Origin of the sequence: Fischerella sp. JS2 (assembly GCF_032393985.1) — a bacterium.
In the GTDB taxonomy this organism is placed as follows: domain Bacteria; phylum Cyanobacteriota; class Cyanobacteriia; order Cyanobacteriales; family Nostocaceae; genus Fischerella.
In genome coordinates, this window is record NZ_CP135918.1 from 5,110,327 (window position 1) to 5,130,568 (window position 20,242).

Below are 20,242 nucleotides of genomic sequence, written 5' to 3' on the forward strand. Positions count from 1 at the left end.
ACCTGACCTACTCAGGGGTCAAGCATAGACTCTATTTGAATGTTTTTGATATCTGCGGTTGGATGCATATTCTCTATGACTGCATCAAGGATTGGTGCTAGATACACAGGACGAGTATTCAGGCGAATTTTCCCTTGGACGATGCGCGAGATATCTAAGATGTCCTCAATCAGTTTTTCCTGTAATTTTGCATTTCGCTCAATTGTCGCCAGTGCCTTATCGGTTCTGACTTCGTTCAGTTTGCGGTTACAAAGCATTTTTATCCTACCTATTATGGCATGCAGAAGTGTACGAAGTTCATGGGAAATGATCGCTAAAAACTCGTCTTTGAGGCGATTAGCTTCTTGGGCTTCGTGGTAGAGGCGGGCATTATCAAGGGCAATAGCAGCACGTCGGGCAAGTTCAGTAGCCATTGCTAGGTCTTGCTAGGTCTTTTTGAATGTAGTCTCGTCCTGGCTGCGAGGAAGCAAATGAGATTGTCCCAAGTTTTCGCTCCTGGATTATGAGTAGCCCAACCATGTAAGACTTAGCCTGAAGCTGAACAAGTAAGTCGAGGTGTTCTGCATCAGATGCAATTGCTAACGGAATAGAGTTGGGAATTTCGGGAACAAGCTCCAGAATGCCTGTACGTAATACCTTTGGCGCTCCATAATCAGCATCGGGGGAGTGTCGATTTAATCTATATCTTTGATGATTATGTGTCTTTTACTATCAAAACTAATTTTTCCTTGGTGTTTTAACTTGCACAGTAATCGTGTAATAGTTACTCGAGTTGTGCAGCAGGCGTTAGCTAAATCTTCATGAGTTAGGCGAACACAAAGACGAGTTTCATTGCCTACTTTTTCACCAAATTCCTGTTTCAAAATCCGCAAAAGATAGTATATGCGGTCTTGTACTCGTCGCAAACCAGAGACAGCTAAAAAAGATTCTGTTTGTCGTAGTCGTTGATTTAATTTGGGTAAAAGGATATGGCTTAAATTAGGAGAATCTATGATCTCTGATACGTAAATTGATATTAACTTAGTATCGGACATGGCTGTGGCTTGGTAAGTGTTAAGGGAAGTCATGTAAGAGCCAAAAACCATTCCTTGATCTGCTAAACCTACTAGCACTTCTTCACCGCTTTCACTAAGGGTAGTCAACTTTACTAAACCTTGAGAAATATACCAAATTCTCTGTGGGTTAAGAGGGATTATTTCTCCTTTGGGATAACTATGTATGGGGCGATCGCTAAAGTCACATTCTTTTTTTAAATGTACTAATTCTACTCGTCTACTTTCAGTAATTCCTCGGATTAACCAGCGCAGCTCTTTGATTTTGCCTTGGTTGTCATAGCTAGCCGCTACCGTTAATGCTGCATTAAATAACTCACCATTGCGACGTTGCAGGCGGATTAGTAACTCTTGGTTCCTGCCTGCTTGACTTAACTGGCTGAGGAAATTGCGAAAGTACTGACGTTCTTCTAAGTGAATAAAATTAACTATTGCTTTGCCTACGAGATAATTCTTGTCAATATTGAGCAATCTTACTGCTTTATGGTTAGCTAGTCGGATCTTGCTATGTGCATCAGTCACTAAATAGCCGTCTGGTGCTTCCTCAAATAATTCCTCATAACGTAGGTACTCTGCTCCTAAAACTTCTTGGACTTGTTCTAGTTGTTCATTCTGCTGATACAGTTCCTCTACAGCATGGTGTATTGTTTGTGAAGCGTTACCAAGTTCAAAGAGAGCTTGCGGAACTGAATTTGGCGGCACAGGCATGACCATAACCTTTTCGTATAGTTTGGCTATACGCTGATCCATTACCTGTGTTTTCTTAGCAAATTGATCTATTGTTGACTTATCTATAATATCCACCATAATTTTTTACTACTTTATATTGTAGAGATTGAATAAAAAGTCTGAGTTAAAAAGGCAGGTATTCTAGAGATAGAACGCAAAAATCAAGATAATCTCCTATTGCCTTTTGATCTTTTCCAGTACATGCACTTGGAAATGATTATTTAGTCGCTATATTAAGGTTTTCAGAGAAAAATCTAGATTACCAGTATCTAGAAGCAATCAGATTTTTATCTTAATAATTAGCAATGTATTTTGATAATTCCACTATGGCAACCAAGAGGGGTAAAATCCTATTTAGAAGTTTTTATAGATATAAAAAAATTAGTGGTCTTTAGTTAAATATTACTTCTATCTTAAGGTAGAAAAACTTTTGATTACTTAGATATTGTTAAAACTTATATATTAACCATTAAATTCAAGCACTGCCAAGTTGCACCAGATAAGCATCAATGAGTTAAGGGGAAAGGGTTAAAGGAATTGCAAACTCCTTTTCCCTTTGCCTTTTAACCTTTATCCAAATTCTTACAAAAGTTAGTTTTGCAAGAGTTCTAATATCTAGAACGCGAGGTAGGTGTCTCATTGGGATCGCGATAAGCCTGAGGTTCCTCACGACGATTCCGAGCCAAACCAGCAAGACCAATCAAACCAAGCAAGCCAAGCCATCCCCAATCAAAACCACGATCGCTCCTTACATCAGTAGTTCTTGTCGTGTCAGTAGCAGTCCCGGTTGTACCTGTTCCGGTTGTACCAGTCCCAGTCCCAGTTGTACCAGTCCCAGTTGTACCAGTCCCAGTTGTACCAGTCCCAGTTGTACCAGTCCCAGTTGTGCCTGTTCCGGTTGTACCGCTTTGAGCAAAAACAGACACATTTAAAGCCAAAATACTTAAACTGATGGCAAAAGCACTAGCCCAAACTTTTTTAGATAAATTAGAAGATTTCATGATTACACTTCCTTGAATTTTCTAAACTTTGCATTGCTTTATTGATTAACAAAAATTATTTCCCATTTAATCAAATACTTAATTACTGAAAAATCATAATTGTTAATTTTTAACTTACTTCTTTTTTAATAAAATTTTATTAGTATTCACACTATTGTGCGGTACTGTAAAATTTATTTATATTCCATTCAATCAAAATATTAATTGTGTTAACCATGAAAAATTTTACTAATTCTCCAATATTTGTTTTTTATTATTTTCTATATTAATCGTGGAGAATGCAAAAAAATATTTTCCAATTTTTAACTATATAAAAAACAACCGCTATTTTTAAGAGCGGTATAACTTTTAAAGTATTTTTCATTTTCTCGAAAATTAAACCTAAAAAATACAATATCTGTTAATGTTTATCTCCAGCTTCTACCATAAGAATTAATCATACTATTTTAGCTATACCAAAAGAAATAATATTTATATTAATCATATTAATCTTATTACCGACGGTATATAAAGCAAAAACTCTCCACCTATAGGAAGGGATTTTGCTTAGGAATTTTGTGCTGTTGAACACAAAACTATTTAACATTATCCTGCTACCTATAGAAGAGGAATTTTGATAAGTAGCAGTGTTACTTATAGGACAAAACAACTCAATAGAGAAGGAGCATTAGTATGAGAATACGCTACTTTGCTCTCATCGTAGGAATTCTATTTTTGCTTGTCGGAATACTGGGATTTATACCAGGTTTGCGTATACTTCCTCAAGATGCGCCTCTAATCTCAGTTGCTACTGGATATGGCTACTTATTCAGTCTTTTTCCGATCAATTACTTGCATAATTTTGTACATCTAGTGGTTGGCTTACTAGGGATTGCTGCCTTTTGGAGCTTTAAATTTTCACGCTTGTATGCACAAGGGTTAGCAATTTTCTATGCATTATTAGCAGTGATGGGTGCAATTCCGGCAACAAATACAACATTTGGCTTTATTCCCATCTTTGGTAATAATATTTGGCTTCATGGATTAACAGCACTGATTGCAGCTTACTTTGGCTACTGGATGCAATTAACTCCAGAGGAAGCTAAGAACATTGATACTAGAACGGTTTAACTGAGATTCTGTCTTAAAAATAGGGGTCGGGGAAACTTAACAGCAAACCCATGATCAATCGGTGTTTATCTGTGTGCATCTGTGTTCGTTCTTTCATCTCCTCGTTGTGGGCAATTGCCCGTGGAGGTCTAGCTTGAAAATAAGTCAGCCCGACCTGATGGCAGAAGGAGTAAAAGCAACTTTCCTAACTTTATTGTGAACATATCATTGCAAAAGCTCTGGAAGAGGCGGAAATGAGTATGTCGTTTTCAACTCTTTTAGAGCTGCTTTTGCCAAAATCTGATGAGCAGCAGTGGTTGGATGAATACCATCCCAGAATAAAAACTTGTCTGGATTGCCACAAGTAGCAAGATTATTTAGACAAGCTTCGGTTACATTTATAAAGCCAAACTTAGTTGGGTTGGTGATCGCTTCCTTATATAGTGAATGAACATCAAGCATAATCATTTGGGCGTCATGTCCTAACTTTTGTTTGAGAATATCAAAGGACTTAGCCAAGCTGAGATTATGCGCGATCGTTGCAGAACTCAGAATACTAGAATAAGGACTATTGCGTGTGGCTGGAATATTCCCTAAATCTGGTAAGTTAGCAACCAAGATTTTTTTCGCTCCAGCTTTTGTCAGAGATTGGATTGCCTGAGATATATTATTGATTGATAGTGAAGGATTGCTCATGCCATGAAGATAATCATTAGCACCAGCCCATAGAATATAGAGTGCATTTCTATCAACCTGCTGATGAAGTTTGATAAAGCCATCAACTTGTGTCAATAAATCTGGAATTCCATTAAGATTGCCACTTCCTGTAGTTGCGCCACCATAGGCAAAGTTAGTATTTGGTTTGGGAGTTAATGCTAGCCCAGAAGCAAGATATTCCACCCAAACTAAACCATTAGAAAAACGCCCTTGAAAGTAGGGAGGGCTAGAAGGATGGAATCCTTCAGTCGCATTAAATACGTTACCAATATCGGAAAGGCTGTCACCAAAGACATAAAGTTCATTGATGCTAGTATGAGAATTTGTGATTGAATTTGTCAGTGCAACCATAATGAAGGATAAGAAAGCAAGCACTACTAAAATCTGTTTTTTCACGCTTCCATTCACTTTTAATGAGAAGCAGACTATTTTTTAAGCAAAAGCATTCTTCTGTTTTGATAAAGAAGGGTGAGACTGGTTCATAAAAGTTAGAAATTATGAATCATTTCTTTTCAAGAATTTGATACTTATTTAGCCTTTTAAGCTATTAGATTGTGATGTTATAAGGGTTAAAGCCTTTCCAGTGAATGCTTTTCTAATGTAACAATATATTTCTGGTAAGGAAGCAGGGTTATCCGTACTTTGAATGGCGATCGCACTATATTTATTTTCAAAACTTAAACACACTTTAAAAAATTATGCCGAAAGATAGAAGCAAAAAAAATTAATAGATAAATTGGTAATTAGTAATCGCTGGTTTTCCCCATTTCTCGTTACCTATTACCAATAATTGGTGATGCACCCCACCGTCTTTTATGGTGGGGAATTCCGCCGAATTGGTTAAAAATTAAATATCATTTCCTGGACGCCATCCACCGAGAAATGCTGCCACACCTAACACAGCCAATGCTACTGTTCCCCACTTCAGTGGTGGATTCATATCAAACCAATCCAGGAAAGAGGGTATCGCTAGTTTATTAAAATCTCCCTCCACGCGATCGCAGCCTGCAACTGGTGCAAAAATATTGTTGGGTGCATCCTCTGACTTTGGTTCACTCGTACCTTGGGCAAACCCTATGAGCAGTAGTAGCGAATCTACTAAAGAAGGTGAAATTTTTTGTAGCAAATCTAACGCTTTACCTACATCTCCAACAATAAAATCACGCATGGGATGTTCGGCAGCATAAAGAATAGCGTCAGCAACAAGATCAGGCTGGTAGTAAGGCGGGATACCAGTAGGTTTAACTCCTAGCTTAGTGCCAACCTTGTTGTAATAAGGTGTGTTGATGGTTGCAGGCAAGATAGAGGTAACGCTAATGGGCCATTTTTCGTACTGCAACTCCACGCGCAGGGTTTCTAAAAAACCTTCCAGACCATGCTTGGCAGCACAGTAGGGACTTTGCAAAGGTAAACTCCGCCTACCCTGCATAGAGGATATATGAATTAGCGCCCCACGTCCCTCGCGTTTTAGATGGGGTAGTGCTGCCATTGCACCGTATACCTGTCCCATTAAATTAACATCAACAATTCGTTCAAATTCCTCCGGTGTGATTTTCTCAAAAGGCGCAATTACACCTGTAGCAGCAACATGAACCCAAGTATCCAACCGTCCATATTCTGCCACCGTTTGGGAAGCGATCGCCTTTACTTGCTCAAAATTACTCACATCTGCGATTATATATGTAGCCTCACCACCAAAGCCTTGAATTTCATCTACTAAGGACTTGAGACCGCCTTCACTGCGAGCAGAAACTACTACTTTTGCACCACGCTTTGCAAACTTCAGTGCTGTTAATCGTCCGATACCACTGGAAGCACCAACTATCGAGACTACTTGCTGATTAATAGGCTTTAATTGCATGATTGATCACTCTTGTGTCTCCTTCCCTGTATTAACTTTGATAAAGCGCCGCTACATCTTTCGTAAGGCTGACAGATAGGGCATCTGATATTGTTTCAGCATAAGTCTGATACACTTGGCGAACTGGAAGACAAGGAGGACAAGGGAGAGAATTTGTATCAATAATTTTGTGAAATGGTATGAGGTCTTGCACCAAGATCAACAAGAGCCAGAAGCTTTTGTTCTTGTTACCAGGTTCAATCTGGTAACAAGGGTTTGGAGGCTCAGCCTCCTAGCTATTGCAGGTGGTGCAAAATGTAAATTAATCAGAAACTAGTCTGCCATCACCTTTTTCTGGAATCACCGCATAAGCATCAATTTCAAACAACATACCATCAAGTGCAAGTCTAGGAACAGGAATGAGGGTGTTTGCTGGTGGTTTATCCCCCCACAAATTGCTAATTTCCCGTCCTAACGGTATCAATTTATCTTGATTATAATCCACTATAAGAATAGTAGTTTTTGCTACATCTTTTGGTCTGGCACCAACCGCTTCTAGGGCAAAGCGGAGGTTCTCAAAAGCCTTCACTAACTGTTGTTCAAAGTCACTGGAGACAAGATTCCCTTGTAAATCCGAACCAAATTGACCAGAAATATAGACGGTTTTCGTCTTTGGTGGCGTCACAGCTATATGACTATAGCCATTTCGGGTTGCATCATATAATGTTGGTGGGTTCACCAATGTTACATCTTTGTTGTGTTGAGCGCTGACTTCCTTTTGTGTTCCCACCACAAAGGCAGTACCTAGTCCGCTACCCCCAAGCCACAAAAGTGTATTTCGTCGCGAGAATTTTGTCACTAGTGAATTTACAGCATTGGTAATACGTCGAGTCATTTAATCTCCTTAAATATGAGTTCTCTATTTTTGCTCATATCTGGTTCTATTATGTGTTAAATTGGAATAAAAAAGCACTACTCAAGAGGACTGCTTAAGTACACTCACGTAATTCCAACTAGCTTAAATCGCAGGGTGGTTCACCATTTCACCACCACCCACTGCGTCACAGGCGCCATCGGCTTCCATCCCAAAAAACCACCAATGGGAGCAACTCTGTGTACAGCAACACGAATCAATTCTCCACCTACTTGATTGTGCCATTGCAGTAATTTTTGTTCACTTTCAATAGTCACAGCATTAGCAACCAAACGCCCACCCGGACGCAAAGCTTGCCAACATGCTTCAAACAAGCCTGCTGCTGTCGCACCACCACCGATAAAAATAGCATCTGGTTGGGGTAAATCTTTTAGTGCAGTCGGTGCTTTGCCATGAATGATTTGTAAATGAGGTGTACCGAGGGCATTAGCATTGTCAGCGATGTATTGTAGTCGAGTGGGATTTTGTTCAATCGCGATCGCTCGACACCGAGAATGACTCCGCATCCATTCAATACCAATCGAACCACAGCCTGCACCGACATCCCACAATAATTGTCCTGGTATAGGAGCCAAAGCAGCAAGGGTAATCGCCCGTACTTCCCGCTTAGTGAGTTGTCCGTCATGGTGGTAGGCATCATCTGGTAATCCTGCTAAACGAGATAACCCTACAACTCCAGGATCAGCAATACATTCTACAGCCACAGTATTTAAATCAGCTACTTCTGTAGTTGTCCACGAGGCGGCTATCCCATCAATAATCCGTTCTTGAGAACCACCCATACGTTCTAGGACAGTAAGCCTGCTACCACCAAATTTACGTTTTGTCAAGATATCAGCTACAATTGTCGGGGTTTCCTTCCCTTCACTCAAAATCAACAATCGCGCCCCAGGATAAATAACAGTATGGAGCAAAGCCGGGGGACGAGCATTAAAGCTTAATGTCTCCACTTCCGTCAGCGACCATCCCAGTCTGGCACAGGCGAGACTAAAAGACGAAGGTGCAGGAATAATGGTCATCTCAGCAATAGGGATGCTGCGTCTGAGAGTAACACCGATACCAAAGCACATAGGATCACCACTTGCCAAAACACACACAGACTGACCCCGACGACAGAGAATTTCCTCTACAGACGCATTAATCGGTGAAGACCAAGTGATTTTGTCGCGCTGATCATCAGGTGGTAGCATGGCGAGATGGCGGCTTCCCCCAACTATTACCTGTGCATGTTGCAGTATAGAACGAGCGATCGCACTTAATCCTGATAGTCCATCCTCACCAATACCGATTACAGATAGCCATTTTTGCATGATAGTCAAAACTTAGCAGGAGCCAAGTTATGATTGTAACGGAAACACTCTGCGAACCTCCGCGCCTTCCTCAGCGTCCCTCTGCGTTTCAAAAATTAGATTACTTCATGTGACAAAGCAATGAGATTTTTGGACAAACATTAATCCAAGCTTTGATTTTATCTTTCGAGATACAAACTCATGCTAAACTACTCAAACTTAGAGTTGGGAAAGTTCGGTGAGATCCCGGTACTGTGCCGCAGCTGTAATCCAATTTGGTTAGTAGTTAGTAGTTAGTGGTTAGTAGTTGGTGGAAAAACCAACAACCAACAACCAACAACCAATAACTAAACAACCAACCAATTCGGTTAGTCAGAATGCCAACTTCTAGGGGTGTTACCAAGACACATAGTTTCTCTGCTCCCTGCGCTGCACAGGGAAGGAGTCGAGTAGGTGTATTTATCGTCAATTTCTGTCCCTTGTCCTGGTGTTTTTTACAGTACGTCCGCGCGAGACGGCACACTATTTCGTATCCGAATTCCCGGAGGAATAGTCACTACTGGGCAGTTTCGGATTGTCGCTGATTTAGCAGAGAAATTCGGTGCAGGCTACGTTAACATTACTAACCGTGCCAACTTACAAATTCGCGAAGTTCGTACACAAATAACTTCTGAAGTTCTGCACCTACTCCAAGACATTGGTTTAGCCTCACCAACTCCAGGTGTTGATCATCTGCGTAACATCATGGGTAGTCCGACAGCAGGTATTGATTCCGAGGAATTGATTGATACGCGATCGCTCATTCGTAAATTGGATCATTATATCAGTAGCCATGCTGAACTTGCCCCGCTCTCACCCAAGTTCAGCATTGCAATTGATGGTGGAGGCGCGCTAAAGGTGTGCGATCGCCCCAACGATATCATTTTGACTGCTGTGGAACTCGGTACACAAATATATTTTCACCTCAAGCTGAATTTAGGCGAATCATTTACAAACACAAGCATATTACTGCAACCCCAAGAATGTATAGATGTAGTAGGTGCGATCGCCAAAGTCTATTTGCAACACTCTGCAATCAAGAAAGAGAATGTTACACCCTACCGCAAATCACCCAAAATTCGTTTATTTGAGGTTCTGCATAACTTGGGTATAGAAAGATTTCTCCAAGAAGTAGAAAGTCATCTTTCTTACCCTTTGCTGCGACTTCCCCACTCCCTTGGGGGATTGGAGATAGCGAGTTCTCATCCACACTTAACTCGCTATCTCCACCTTGGTGTCCACCCCCAAAGACAACAAGAACTTTCCTATATTGGTGTTGTGCTACCACTAGGTAAATTGGAAACATGGCAAATCCAGGGTTTAGCGGATATTGCCCAGGGTTACGGTAGTGGTACACTCAGGCTTACACCTTGGCTGAATCTACTGTTAACAGATATTCCCCAACAGTATATTCACGAAGTTAAAAGCAAAATAGAAAACCTGAATTTGCATTGGTCTGCAACTAAAATATATAGCGCCCTAGTTGCTTGTGCTGGTAGTACAGGATGTGCATCCTCAGCCACGGATACAAAAAATCACGCCCTCAAGTTAGCTGAGTATCTAGATCAACGCGTTTCTCTCAATCAACCTGTGAATATTCACTTCACAGGATGTCCAAAATCCTGCGCCCAACACAACAATAGCGATATCACTCTCTTAGGTGTTAGCGAGGACAAGTATCAGGTACACGTTGGAGATAGTGATCATGAAAGCAAATTCGGACGAGTACTTTACCAAGCTGTGCATTTTCCACAATTACCTCCATTAATAGAAAAAATTCTCCAAGTTTATATTGCAAAACGCCTCACTCGCCATGAATCTCTGAGAGAATTCGCCAACCGACATAGTATTGCACAGTTGCAACGGATGGTTGAGGAAGGTGGGGAGGTGTGAGGGGCGTGGGGAGATGGGGGACAAGGAAGAAATTACCTATTTCCTGTTAAGAGTTCCCTCTTATCAACAACTAACCACTAACAACTAACCACTAACCACTAACCAACAACCAACTCTTAGATAATGACCATTGACTACATTCGAGATGGAAATGAAATATATCGTCAGTCCTTTGCCATGATTCGGGCTGAGGCAAATTTATCTGTGCTTCCTCCAGATGTAGCGAAGGTGGCAGTGCGTTTGATTCACGCTTGTGGTATGACTGATATTGTTGATGATTTAGTCGCTTCATCTACTGCTGTTGTATCTGGACGCACAGCGATCGCAGCTGGCGCATCGATTTTGTGTGATTGTCGCATGGTGGCAGAAGGAATAACCCGTAAGCGGCTACCAGCAGACAATGTAGTGATTTGTACTCTCAATCACCCTCAAGTGCCAGAACTCGCCCAAAAGCTGCAAAATACTCGTTCTGCTGCGGCTTTAGAATTGTGGAGAACCCACCTAGAAGGATCTGTAGTAGCCATTGGTAACGCACCTACTGCCCTATTTCGACTCTTGGAAATGCTGGATGCAGGCGCACCCAAACCCGCATTGATTCTCGGTTTTCCAGTTGGGTTTGTGGGGGCCGCAGAGTCAAAAGCAGCACTAGCAGCAGATAGCCGTGGTGTGCCATTTATGACATTAAAGGGAAGGCGAGGAGGAAGTGCGATCGCAGCTGCCGCAGTTAACGCCCTAGCAACGGAGAAGGAATAATGAAAGGTCGTCTTTATGGTGTTGGTGTTGGGCCTGGAGATCCAGAACTATTGACTATTAAGGCATTACGCTTGTTAAAGACTTGTCCGGTGGTTGCCTATCAATCAGCAGAAGACAAAGAAAGTATCGCCAGAGGTATCGTAGCTGAATATCTCCCCGGCAATCAAATCGAAGTCAAGTATCATCTTCCCCGTGCCATCGATCCTTACGCAGCACAACCAATTTACGACCAAGTTGTTACACCTATTGCTGAACATCTCGCAGCCGGACGGGACGTAGTAGTGTTGTGTGAAGGAGATCCGTTATTTTACGGTTCTTTTATGTATGTATTTACACGTCTATCTGACCAATTTGAAACAGAAGTTGTACCAGGAGTTTCCTCACCGATGGGGTGTGCTTCTGCATTGTCAGTACCCCTGAGTTATCGCGACGATGTTTTTAGCGTATTACCAGCCACCCTACCCGCCGAAACTCTCAAAGCACAATTGTTAAATGCCGATGCCGCTGCAATTATTAAACTGCGGCGACATTTTGCGAAAGTCCGGGATGTGTTGCATCACTTGGATTTGGCATCACGGGCGCGTTACATTGAACGAGGAACGATGATCAATCAAAAGATTATTTCTTTAGATGAAGTAGATCCCGATCAAGTGCCTTATTTTTCGATGATTTTGGTTCCCAGTCAAAGTCGTTTATAAGACAATACACTTACTTCTTGTCTACCCTGCGGGTAGACACGAAGTGGCTTCTGTTCCCTGAAAGGGTTCCCGAAGGGTAAGTAGCCTATGAACGCGTCTAATGCGGTTCATTTGTTGACCCTTCAAAATCAGTGTGGTAGACCAGTAGGACGAGATTTCTCTCAAAAGGTATTAAGTCTTATTTTTTACTACAAATAGAGAAATTAATTCTTGGTGTCTTGGTGACTTAGTGGTTCGTTCTATCCTGCCTTAAGCCCCCAAGTGTCTACATCCCTATTTAGCACAATACCAAAATTCTTAATATTCACATAGCCCTGCAAGGGGATTATTTGTGTTGTGCGATCGCTACTAGTGGTTTGGCAACCAAACTTTGAGGGGTAAAGAATGAACCACATAGACGCGCTCATAGGCTTCCCGTAGGGTAGGACACAAAGAACACAAACAAAGAGGTTTAATCGATTTGTCCAAGTTGTTTTACCAAGTAAAGTTGCCTTGCCAGAGTACTAGTTTTAATTCAGTAATGCAGTAATCCAACAATAAATCTATAACACTACCAACTCGTAAAGTTTTGTCACTCTGCCGCGAAATGCTACCCTCATGCCGTGATGAAGGCATTAGATAGCAAACTGCTATTGGATTAACGCACTAGTCTTGGAAGGCGTTAGTCCTTAGTGAGGCAAACAAACACTAGAGCAAATCAATGAAACAAAAGTCAAATCAAATAACCACATTTGTATTTGGTGCATTGGCAATTCTAGCAGGTACCGTCGCTGTAATACTGCCGAATATTTTCTCAGGAGAACCTGCCGTCGGAGCAACGCCTGTCGATCTTGAACTCTCCCCTCAACCCTATCCGGTGCAAGGGATTAGTATACCGCCTAAACCAGTAAGTAGCTCATCATCGAATGTAGTCGATGATCTCACAGGAAAACCTGTTGAACACACCCATAGAGTTTCTGGACAGTTCCAGTTTGAGTATCAGGTCGGCTTACTACTCAATGCCCAACAATCACCCCTTTTCCCTTGGAAAGCTACTGTCACTAATACACCTCAATCCCGCCTTGTGCGCGATGCTGTAGTCATCCTGGAGGATGAGTGTGGACATTACATCAAACGTAAAATCTCATCGAATGGAGATTTCTCCTTTGAGTGGACCCCGGTTGGTTGCAACAAAGGCAAAATTACGGTCTGGTCGGTTGCCCCTGGCAATAAGGCTGACAAAGTCGGGGTTGGGAAATGGCTCAAAGGGCCAGTCAACACAATGGATGAATTGACTACTAATACGTCAGACTATACTCCTTATTCCTTTAGCCACTCCTTTGATATCAAACCAGCACGCAAGAATGGTGGCAATGGTCTCGACTTGGGGAAAATTACCATCCCCCTAAATGATGAAGCCTCGCGGGGTTTCTTTATTATGGATAACGTTCTCATTGCACGCAGCTATTACAGTAGTTTGCCAGGTATCTCTGATACTAAACTGGTAAAAATAAACGTAGTTCATAGCAAAGGTTTGAAGCCTCGTGGCTTGGAATGCGATGCATGGGATGCAAAAGAAAAGAACCTCCAGTCAGCAATTTATGTCCCTACAAAGGATCTCGGCTTCATTTTCATTCCTTGGGATTGTAAAGATTTGGGTCAGGATGCTCATGCACATATTCACGAGACCTCCCATTATTTTCAACGCCTTTTCCTGCGACAAAACCCTGACTATGGTCGGTTCGGTGAAGGCCTGGCTAATGTTCAGTCTGCCATCATCCGCAAAAGCCAGTGGATCACTACTACTGGAAGCGACTTGGTCGAGAATCTGGATGTGAATGCACGCATGGCCTGTTGGAATGGAACACAATGGAACCCCCGGATTGATACCCCGAGTCAATTTAATGAATGCACTAATAGTGGTGGTACACCAGGGTTCCCCCAAGCAGTTGTTTGGTCTAATGACTTGGCAAGCGCGGGTTGGTTTCAGCGCATTGTATGGGACTTAGTCGATGGTGGAACCTCCGATCCTGAGCCGTTGACAACCTTTATTATCCCTAATCAGAGTCCCAACAACTGTGGCAATGCTTGTGAATTTGGGCAATTCGACAAGATCACAGGCGGCGGAACCTCAACTCCTCCCTCATCCTTAGCGATTAACGATGTGCTGATTTACTATTTGGGCGGTAACGGTGCCTTGGGAACCAACCCTAACTATGTAGATCGTGGTTTACCTGGATTGGATATTACCGACTTTCTAGACGGCATGATTTGCCGGGGGCATATTACCGCTAGTGCAGCAAATGAGCTTGTTGCCACAGCAATGGGCCTGAACTATGAGGCTGAAGGTGGTCCTACTTCATGCCCACATCCGTTAGATTAGTACAATTCTTCGGTAATCTATTCCATGAAATAAACATTTCGTGGAATAGATGGCTCAAAGTATTGATTTACTATTGCCGACTAGAAACGCGATCGCCCCACTTTCAGCTAATTCTATGACTCATATCGCACCTGCCATTATTGTGCTGGGTAACAACAGCATCCCCGTCGCCCGTAAAATCATCAGTGTCTTACCAGAAGCGCAATTATATGGACTAGCCGATCGCACTTCTGATGTAGATGTGAGTTTTACAGAGTTTGGAGCCACACTGCGGGAGTTGTTTGCAAATGGTACACCTATTATTGGCTTTTGTGCTACAGGTATTTTGATTAGAACCTTAGCACCACTGCTTGCCAACAAACGGCAGGAACCCCCAGTTTTAGCAGTTGCAGAGGATGGTAGTGCAGTAGTACCTTTGTTGGGAGGACTCAATGGCGTTAATAATTTGGCACGTCAAATCGCTAGTGTGTTAAGTGTTATACCTGCGATCACAACAACTGGCGATATTCGCTTTGGCATCGCCTTAGAAGATCCGCCAGTAGGTTATCGTTTGTCTAACCCGGAATATGCAAAAGGCTTTATGTCTGACCTCTTGGCAGGACATACGATGCGGTTAGAGGGTAATGCAGCTTGGTTGAGGAATAGTTCTTTACCTATTGTTCAGGATGCACAAAGAGTTATAGAAGTTACTGAAAAGGCAGTATTTTCTACACTAAACCACCTGGTTTATCATCCTGCAACAGTGGCAATTGGAATTACCCCGCTCAATTCCTCCTTCAGGGGAGAAGGTTCAGAGTTAATCACCTTAGTACAGCAAATGTTGACAGATGCGGAGTTAGCCCCGGCAGCTGTTGCAGGAGTTTTTGCTAGTATCTCAGATACTGCTGAACCTGGTTTAGAAGCGATCGCTAATTATCTCAATGTGCCAATTCGTTTTTTTACTCGTGATGCGATCACTCAAGTTATGTCTCAACATCAGACCGCAGATGTGGCAGTAGGGGCGGCTTTAGCAGCTTCTGCTGGTGAGTTGATTGGACAACGGCAAACAGCAAATTTTTCCTGTGCCATTGCGATCGCACCTTTACCCATCGACATTAACACCACAGGTACACCACGCGGACGCTTGGCAATTATTGGCACAGGTCCAGGCAGAAGTGATTGGATGTCACCAGAAGTCAAAGAAATTTTACGTAATGCCACTGATTTTGTTGGTTATTCTACTTACCTGGATTTAGTTAGTGCCTTCACCAAAGGCAAACACCTGCATGAATCAGACAATCGGGAAGAAATTGCCCGAGCAAAGGTCGCCCTGGATTTAGCAGCACAGGGACGATTTGTGGCAGTGATATCCTCTGGAGATCCTGGAATCTATGCAATGGCAGCAGCAGTATTTGAGGTGCTGGATAAACAAGCAAAGCCAGAATGGCAAGGTATTGAAATTCAAGTAGCGCCGGGTATTTCCGCAATGCAGGCAGCCGCAGCGAAGATGGGCGCGCCTCTTGGTCATGATTTCTGTGTAATTTCCCTCTCAGATATTTTAAAGCCTTGGTCAATTATCGAACAACGCATTAGTGCTGCTGCCGAAGCAGATTTTGTTATTGCTTTTTATAATCCGGTGTCTAAGCAACGTACCTGGCAATTAGCAGAGGCACAAAATATACTCCTGCGTCATCGTTCTCCTGATACCCCAGTGGTAGTGGCGCGCAACCTCGGCAGAGAGGCTGAATCTACTATAGTCTGTACTCTGGAAAATTTAGTACCAGAACATGCTGATATGCGGACAGTGATTCTTGTTGGTTCCAGCAAAACCCGGATGATCCAAAAGCGAGATGGTGGTATCTGGGTTTATACTCCCCGTCGCTATGATAATTAACGTAAGTTCGCAATCAGTGATCAGTTATCGGTCATTATTAACTGTTAACTGATGACTGTGTAAAGTTCGGATCGCTTCCACTAGTATTTCTGGAGTAACAGGTTTAGCAATATGCTGTTGAAAACCCGCAGCTAGTGCTTGTTTCTGATTCACTTCTCCCGCATAAGCACTCAGGGCGATCGCTATAATCTTATTTTCTGGTTCTGATTCCAACGCGCGGATCTGACGCATTAACATATAGCCATCTGTTTCTGGCATCCCAATGTCGCTAACTAGAATGTCTGGCTTGAATTGCGTCAGTATTTGTAATGCTTCCCTAGCAGATGCTGTTGCAGCTACTTCAGCACCTGCTTGTTCCAAGACAAAAGCGAGAAAATTACGGGAATCTACTTCATCATCAACCACCAAAACCCGGAGATTTGTTAGTGGTAAAGTGTCAGGAGTAGACGTGCAGGAGTGATTCGTCGCTGTTCCATCTTTGGGTCTAACACTTGCGGATTTGATTGGTAACCTAACAGTAAAAGTTGCTCCTTGTCCCTCTCCTGGACTTTCTGCTGCAACGGTTCCCCCATGCAATTCAACGAGGTGACGTACGATCGCCAGCCCTAACCCTAATCCCCCAAACATCCGGGTTGTGGTGCTATCTGCTTGCCGAAAATACTCAAACACATGGGGTAAAAAATCTGGAGAAATTCCTTTACCTGTATCTGTGATTTGAATTTGAGCATACTTTGTCATTTGTCCTTTATCATTTGTCCTTTGTTCTTTACCTTCTCCAGATGACGTAGACGCGCCAGCGGTGAGACAGCGCGGTCTTGGGGGTTTCCCCCATGAGCGACTACGAACCCGAAGGGCTTCCCGTAGGGTATGACTAGTGACCAATGACAAGCGAATTTCTACCTGTCCTCCTTGGGGCGTAAACTTGACAGCATTGGAGAGTAAATTCCAAATCAATTGCTGGAGGCGGGCTGAATCTCCTAAAACTGGGAATTTGGGATTGTTTGGTTGTTCCTCGGTTGGTATGGATGCTAAATTTTGCTGACCATTCTCCAATCCAAAATCTGAAATTGTAAATCGCAAATCGATGGACTTGGCTTGGGCTGCTAACTGCACGGTTTCAAGTGCCGATTGAATCACCTCTGGCAGGTTAATAGGAGCCATATTGAGGCTAAGCTTACCTTGGAGAATGCGCGAGACATCTAAAAGATCCTCAATGAGTTGGGTTTGGAGTTTAGCGTTGCGCTCAATTGTTTCTAAGGCATAATCTGTTTTTGCCGCATCCAATTTTCCCGTGCGCAGCAATTTAGACCAACCCAAAATTGGATTGAGTGGTGTTCGCAACTCATGGGACAGCACCGCCAAGAATTCATCTTTGACCCGGTTGGCAGCTTCTGCCACACTTCTTGCTGTTCGTTCTGCTTCGTAGAGGCGAGTACGAGCGATCGCCTGGGCACATTGTTGGGCCAGCGATAGGATAAACACTTGTTGTTCCCCATCCAACTGTTGTGGCTCAATGAAACCAAAAGACATGCCTCCGACTGCCCGACCTTCAACTATCAGGGGAATGGAAATCCAAGCATCGAAGGGCTGCTGCTCATACTGTTCTCTGAGGTGCGGATAGTGGATTGCTCGTCTTTGTGATGATTCTGCCCAGATGGGCTGTCCGGTGCGTACGGCTTCTGCTAAAGGCACAGGCTCATTGAGGGAAAATCGCTGCCAAGGGTTGATTTGCTCGGGTTCACAGCCCACGGTTCGGATAACTTCGAGTTCAGTGCCAGTCTCATTCACTAAGGCAATCAGGGCAAATTTCGCACCCAGAACCGCAATTCCTTGATCTGCAATCACATCTGCTACCTGGAGGGGGGTCAGAGATTCCGAAAAAGCAGCCGTCACAGACTGAAGGCGGGCAATGCGCTCGGCAGATTGCTCTGCGGCTTGTTGCGACTGCTGTGCTTCTTGGTAGAGGCGGGCATTATCAATAGCGATCGCAGCTCGATGGGCAATGTCTTCTGCCAAGTCTATATCTGCCTGGTGATAACGGCGATCAGATTCAGCTGTGACCAAGGAAATTGCTCCTAAAATCTGTCCGCGAGCAATTAACGGTGAAACAATGGCAGACTTTAAGCCCAGTTCGCGCAAGATGCGTAGATGTTCAGCGTCTTGAGCCACCATTACTAATGCAGCATCTGGAATTTCAGTTGCCATTTCGCTTTTTCCAGTTCGCAGCACTTTCGGCACTCCTTCCATCTCGTCGATTCGTCTAGGATATTGCCGATGAATTTCCCAACCCAATGCCACTTTCGTTGGGTCACGGTGAGCCACTGCAACCCGATGAATGAATTGATTGTCTTGCAGCAGGTCGATCGCGCACCAGTCCGCAAACAATGGCACTACCAAATTTGCCACAGTTGCCAGAGTACATTCATAATCCAGTGAGGATGCCAGTACTGTGCTGACTTCTGCCAGAAATGCCGATCGCCGCTGGTCGGCTTCTGCTTTGATCCGGGCAATTTGCTCTTGAACTTGCTGCCGCATCAATTGGGCGTGTTCCGCTTCTGAGCGTTTGCGCTCGGTAATGTCTTTGTTAATACCAATAAAAAAGATGGGATTCCCGGTTTTGTCGTACACGGGTTTTGCTGTTGTTTCAATTGGCACTAGCGATCCATCTTTTCGCACACAGGGAATTTCACCACAAAACTTTCCTGCTGTCTGAATAGACTGAATAATTTCAGCCGTCATTGTCGCTTTGATATCCAGGTGATGGAGAAAGTTAACGGGTTTACCGATCACCTCTGCGGCTGTATAGCCAAAGATTTGCTCGGCATTACCCAGCCAGCGTTGAATCTTCCCTTCCAAATCGGTTAACAAAATGGCATCGGGCATTTGTTGCAAAGCAACATCTGATACCAGTAATTCGGCTTCGGCTTGTTTGCGTTCGGTGATGTCGTGCATCACAACGACTGCTCCTTGTTTTTTGCCCTGGCTATCAGCGATCGCCTGTCCACTAGCAAGTAGTGTCCTCGCCTTTCCCTGTTTGGGCGCAATCACCATTTCAACATTCTCGACTGTTTGTCCTTGTAACGCTCGAAATAGGGGGATATCGTTTTTGGACATCCGCGTTTTGCCATCGGGCAAATACAAGTCATAGTATTCTGCCCACTGTTCGGGTGGCAGTGGTTGTTCGGGCAAGCCATGAAATTCCCGTGCTGCGCGATTAAATAAAGTCAAAATTCCCTCGGCGTTACAGGCTACGATTCCTGCCTGGACATGCTCAAGCAGCACTTTGAGTAACTCCTGTTCTTTTTGCAGGGCTGCTTGGGCTTGCTGCCGTTGTGCAATTTCTAAGCGGAGTAATTCGTTTCCTTGTGATAATTCAGCCGTCCGTTGTTCAACTAATTGCTCTAACTCTTGCTGGGCTTGTTGCTGTGCTGCTTCTGTTTGCTGCCGCTCTAATTGATCCATTACCATTGCGGCTAGATCCGCGAGGATGGCTTTTTGCTCTTCGGTTAAGGCATCACGGGGTTTTGTATCTAACAAACAAAGACTTCCCAGGTTAAAGCCATCTTGGGTGAGCAATGGTGCGCCGGCATAGAACCGCAAACCCGGTTCATTTTGTACAAAGGGATTACAGATAAGGCGACGATCTTGCTTGGTGTCGGGAATAACTAATACCTCGTTGGATAATAGCGTCAAGCTGCAAATAATTTCATCTCGTTGCACCTCGCGTATCTCAAAGCCATAGGAAGATTTAAACCAGCCTCTCGATTCATCAATCAGCAAAACCAACGCGATCGGCACATCAAATAAACGTGCTGCCAAGGAGGTGATACGATCAAAGGCAACTTCTGGTGGGGTGTCGAGAATATTGTATCGCCGCAGTGCCTCTAAACGCTCTACCTCATTTGCAGGTAAAGGAGCAGTTGTTGCCATCGGTTGAGGGGAAGATTCAGTCATGAACTTTGAGGAGTAGGGG

General features: G+C 43.5%; 14 protein-coding genes. 6 read left to right on the forward strand and 8 right to left on the reverse strand.

Annotated features, from left to right (window positions below; genetic code table 11):
- Positions 1 to 11: 11 nt before the first annotated feature.
- The 3 genes from RS893_RS21740 to RS893_RS21750 all read right to left on the reverse strand — a co-directional run bounded on the left by RS893_RS21740 (position 12) and on the right by RS893_RS21750 (position 2,782).
- Positions 12 to 413 carry a sensor histidine kinase gene (locus RS893_RS21740; protein ID WP_315787792.1) on the reverse strand — a complete coding sequence of 134 codons (402 nt, stop codon included), beginning with the start codon at positions 411 to 413 and terminating at the stop codon, positions 12 to 14.
- A gap of 261 nt (positions 414 to 674) precedes the next feature.
- On the reverse strand, positions 675 to 1,859 hold the full coding sequence (locus RS893_RS21745; protein ID WP_315787793.1) for a PAS domain-containing protein: 1,185 nt from the start codon (positions 1,857 to 1,859) through the stop codon (positions 675 to 677).
- Between the two features lie 530 nt (positions 1,860 to 2,389).
- Complete coding sequence (locus RS893_RS21750; RefSeq protein ID WP_315787794.1) at positions 2,390 to 2,782, reverse strand: WGxxGxxG family protein; 393 nt, start codon at positions 2,780 to 2,782, stop codon at positions 2,390 to 2,392.
- Between the two features lie 672 nt (positions 2,783 to 3,454).
- On the opposite strand from RS893_RS21750, the gene RS893_RS21755 reads away from it, so the two are divergent.
- On the forward strand, positions 3,455 to 3,892 hold the full coding sequence (locus tag RS893_RS21755) for a DUF4383 domain-containing protein (RefSeq protein WP_315787795.1): 438 nt from the start codon (positions 3,455 to 3,457) through the stop codon (positions 3,890 to 3,892).
- Positions 3,893 to 4,096: 204 nt separating this feature from the next.
- On the opposite strand, the gene RS893_RS21760 is transcribed toward RS893_RS21755, so the two are convergent.
- From RS893_RS21760 to cbiE, 4 genes are all read right to left on the reverse strand, one after another.
- The gene (locus tag RS893_RS21760) at positions 4,097 to 4,984 is read right to left on the reverse strand and encodes an SGNH/GDSL hydrolase family protein (protein ID WP_315787796.1); all 888 of its coding nucleotides are present in this window, start codon (positions 4,982 to 4,984) and stop codon (positions 4,097 to 4,099) included.
- 451 nt (positions 4,985 to 5,435) lie between these two features.
- Positions 5,436 to 6,449 (reverse strand): SDR family oxidoreductase, encoded by a 1,014-nt coding sequence (locus RS893_RS21765; protein WP_315787797.1) that lies wholly within the window; start codon positions 6,447 to 6,449, stop codon positions 5,436 to 5,438.
- A 301-nt stretch (positions 6,450 to 6,750) separates the two neighbouring features.
- On the reverse strand, positions 6,751 to 7,323 hold the full coding sequence (locus RS893_RS21770; RefSeq protein WP_315787798.1) for a RidA family protein: 573 nt from the start codon (positions 7,321 to 7,323) through the stop codon (positions 6,751 to 6,753).
- Positions 7,324 to 7,463: 140 nt separating this feature from the next.
- Positions 7,464 to 8,672 (reverse strand): precorrin-6y C5,15-methyltransferase (decarboxylating) subunit CbiE, encoded by a 1,209-nt coding sequence (gene cbiE / locus RS893_RS21775; RefSeq protein ID WP_315787799.1) that lies wholly within the window; start codon positions 8,670 to 8,672, stop codon positions 7,464 to 7,466.
- A 432-nt stretch (positions 8,673 to 9,104) separates the two neighbouring features.
- On the opposite strand from cbiE, the gene cobG reads away from it, so the two are divergent.
- From cobG to cobJ, 5 genes are all read left to right on the forward strand, one after another.
- Positions 9,105 to 10,583 (forward strand): precorrin-3B synthase, encoded by a 1,479-nt coding sequence (gene cobG, locus RS893_RS21780; RefSeq protein ID WP_315787800.1) that lies wholly within the window; start codon positions 9,105 to 9,107, stop codon positions 10,581 to 10,583.
- 123 nt (positions 10,584 to 10,706) lie between these two features.
- Entirely contained in the window at positions 10,707 to 11,336 is a 630-nt protein-coding gene (locus RS893_RS21785; protein ID WP_315787801.1) for a precorrin-8X methylmutase, read from the forward strand.
- Entirely contained in the window at positions 11,336 to 12,034 is a 699-nt protein-coding gene (locus RS893_RS21790) for a precorrin-2 C(20)-methyltransferase (protein WP_315787802.1), read from the forward strand. The genes RS893_RS21785 and RS893_RS21790 overlap by 1 nt, the downstream gene beginning before the upstream one ends.
- A gap of 700 nt (positions 12,035 to 12,734) precedes the next feature.
- Positions 12,735 to 14,396 carry a hypothetical protein gene (locus RS893_RS21795; RefSeq protein ID WP_315787803.1) on the forward strand — a complete coding sequence of 554 codons (1,662 nt, stop codon included), beginning with the start codon at positions 12,735 to 12,737 and terminating at the stop codon, positions 14,394 to 14,396.
- A 115-nt stretch (positions 14,397 to 14,511) separates the two neighbouring features.
- Positions 14,512 to 16,269: a precorrin-3B C(17)-methyltransferase gene (gene cobJ, locus RS893_RS21800; protein ID WP_315792064.1), complete on the forward strand. Its 1,758-nt coding sequence runs from the start codon at positions 14,512 to 14,514 to the stop codon at positions 16,267 to 16,269.
- Between the two features lie 24 nt (positions 16,270 to 16,293).
- Here the strand turns inward: cobJ and RS893_RS21805 are convergent, their stop codons facing one another.
- Positions 16,294 to 20,223 (reverse strand): GAF domain-containing protein, encoded by a 3,930-nt coding sequence (locus RS893_RS21805; protein ID WP_315787804.1) that lies wholly within the window; start codon positions 20,221 to 20,223, stop codon positions 16,294 to 16,296.
- Positions 20,224 to 20,242: the final 19 nt, after the last annotated feature.

Coding starts and splice junctions, on each gene's coding strand:
- RS893_RS21785 (WP_315787801.1), top strand. CDS start 10,707: ATGACCATTGACTACATTCGAGATGGAAATGAAATATATCGTCAGTCC.
- RS893_RS21805 (WP_315787804.1), bottom strand. CDS start 20,223: ATGACTGAATCTTCCCCTCAACCGATGGCAACAACTGCTCCTTTACCT.
- RS893_RS21755 (WP_315787795.1), top strand. CDS start 3,455: ATGAGAATACGCTACTTTGCTCTCATCGTAGGAATTCTATTTTTGCTT.
- RS893_RS21765 (WP_315787797.1), bottom strand. CDS start 6,449: ATGCAATTAAAGCCTATTAATCAGCAAGTAGTCTCGATAGTTGGTGCT.
- RS893_RS21750 (WP_315787794.1), bottom strand. CDS start 2,782: ATGAAATCTTCTAATTTATCTAAAAAAGTTTGGGCTAGTGCTTTTGCC.
- RS893_RS21740 (WP_315787792.1), bottom strand. CDS start 413: ATGGCTACTGAACTTGCCCGACGTGCTGCTATTGCCCTTGATAATGCC.
- cbiE (WP_315787799.1), bottom strand. CDS start 8,672: ATGCAAAAATGGCTATCTGTAATCGGTATTGGTGAGGATGGACTATCA.
- RS893_RS21790 (WP_315787802.1), top strand. CDS start 11,336: ATGAAAGGTCGTCTTTATGGTGTTGGTGTTGGGCCTGGAGATCCAGAA.
- RS893_RS21745 (WP_315787793.1), bottom strand. CDS start 1,859: ATGGTGGATATTATAGATAAGTCAACAATAGATCAATTTGCTAAGAAA.
- RS893_RS21770 (WP_315787798.1), bottom strand. CDS start 7,323: ATGACTCGACGTATTACCAATGCTGTAAATTCACTAGTGACAAAATTC.
- cobJ (WP_315792064.1), top strand. CDS start 14,512: ATGACTCATATCGCACCTGCCATTATTGTGCTGGGTAACAACAGCATC.
- RS893_RS21795 (WP_315787803.1), top strand. CDS start 12,735: ATGAAACAAAAGTCAAATCAAATAACCACATTTGTATTTGGTGCATTG.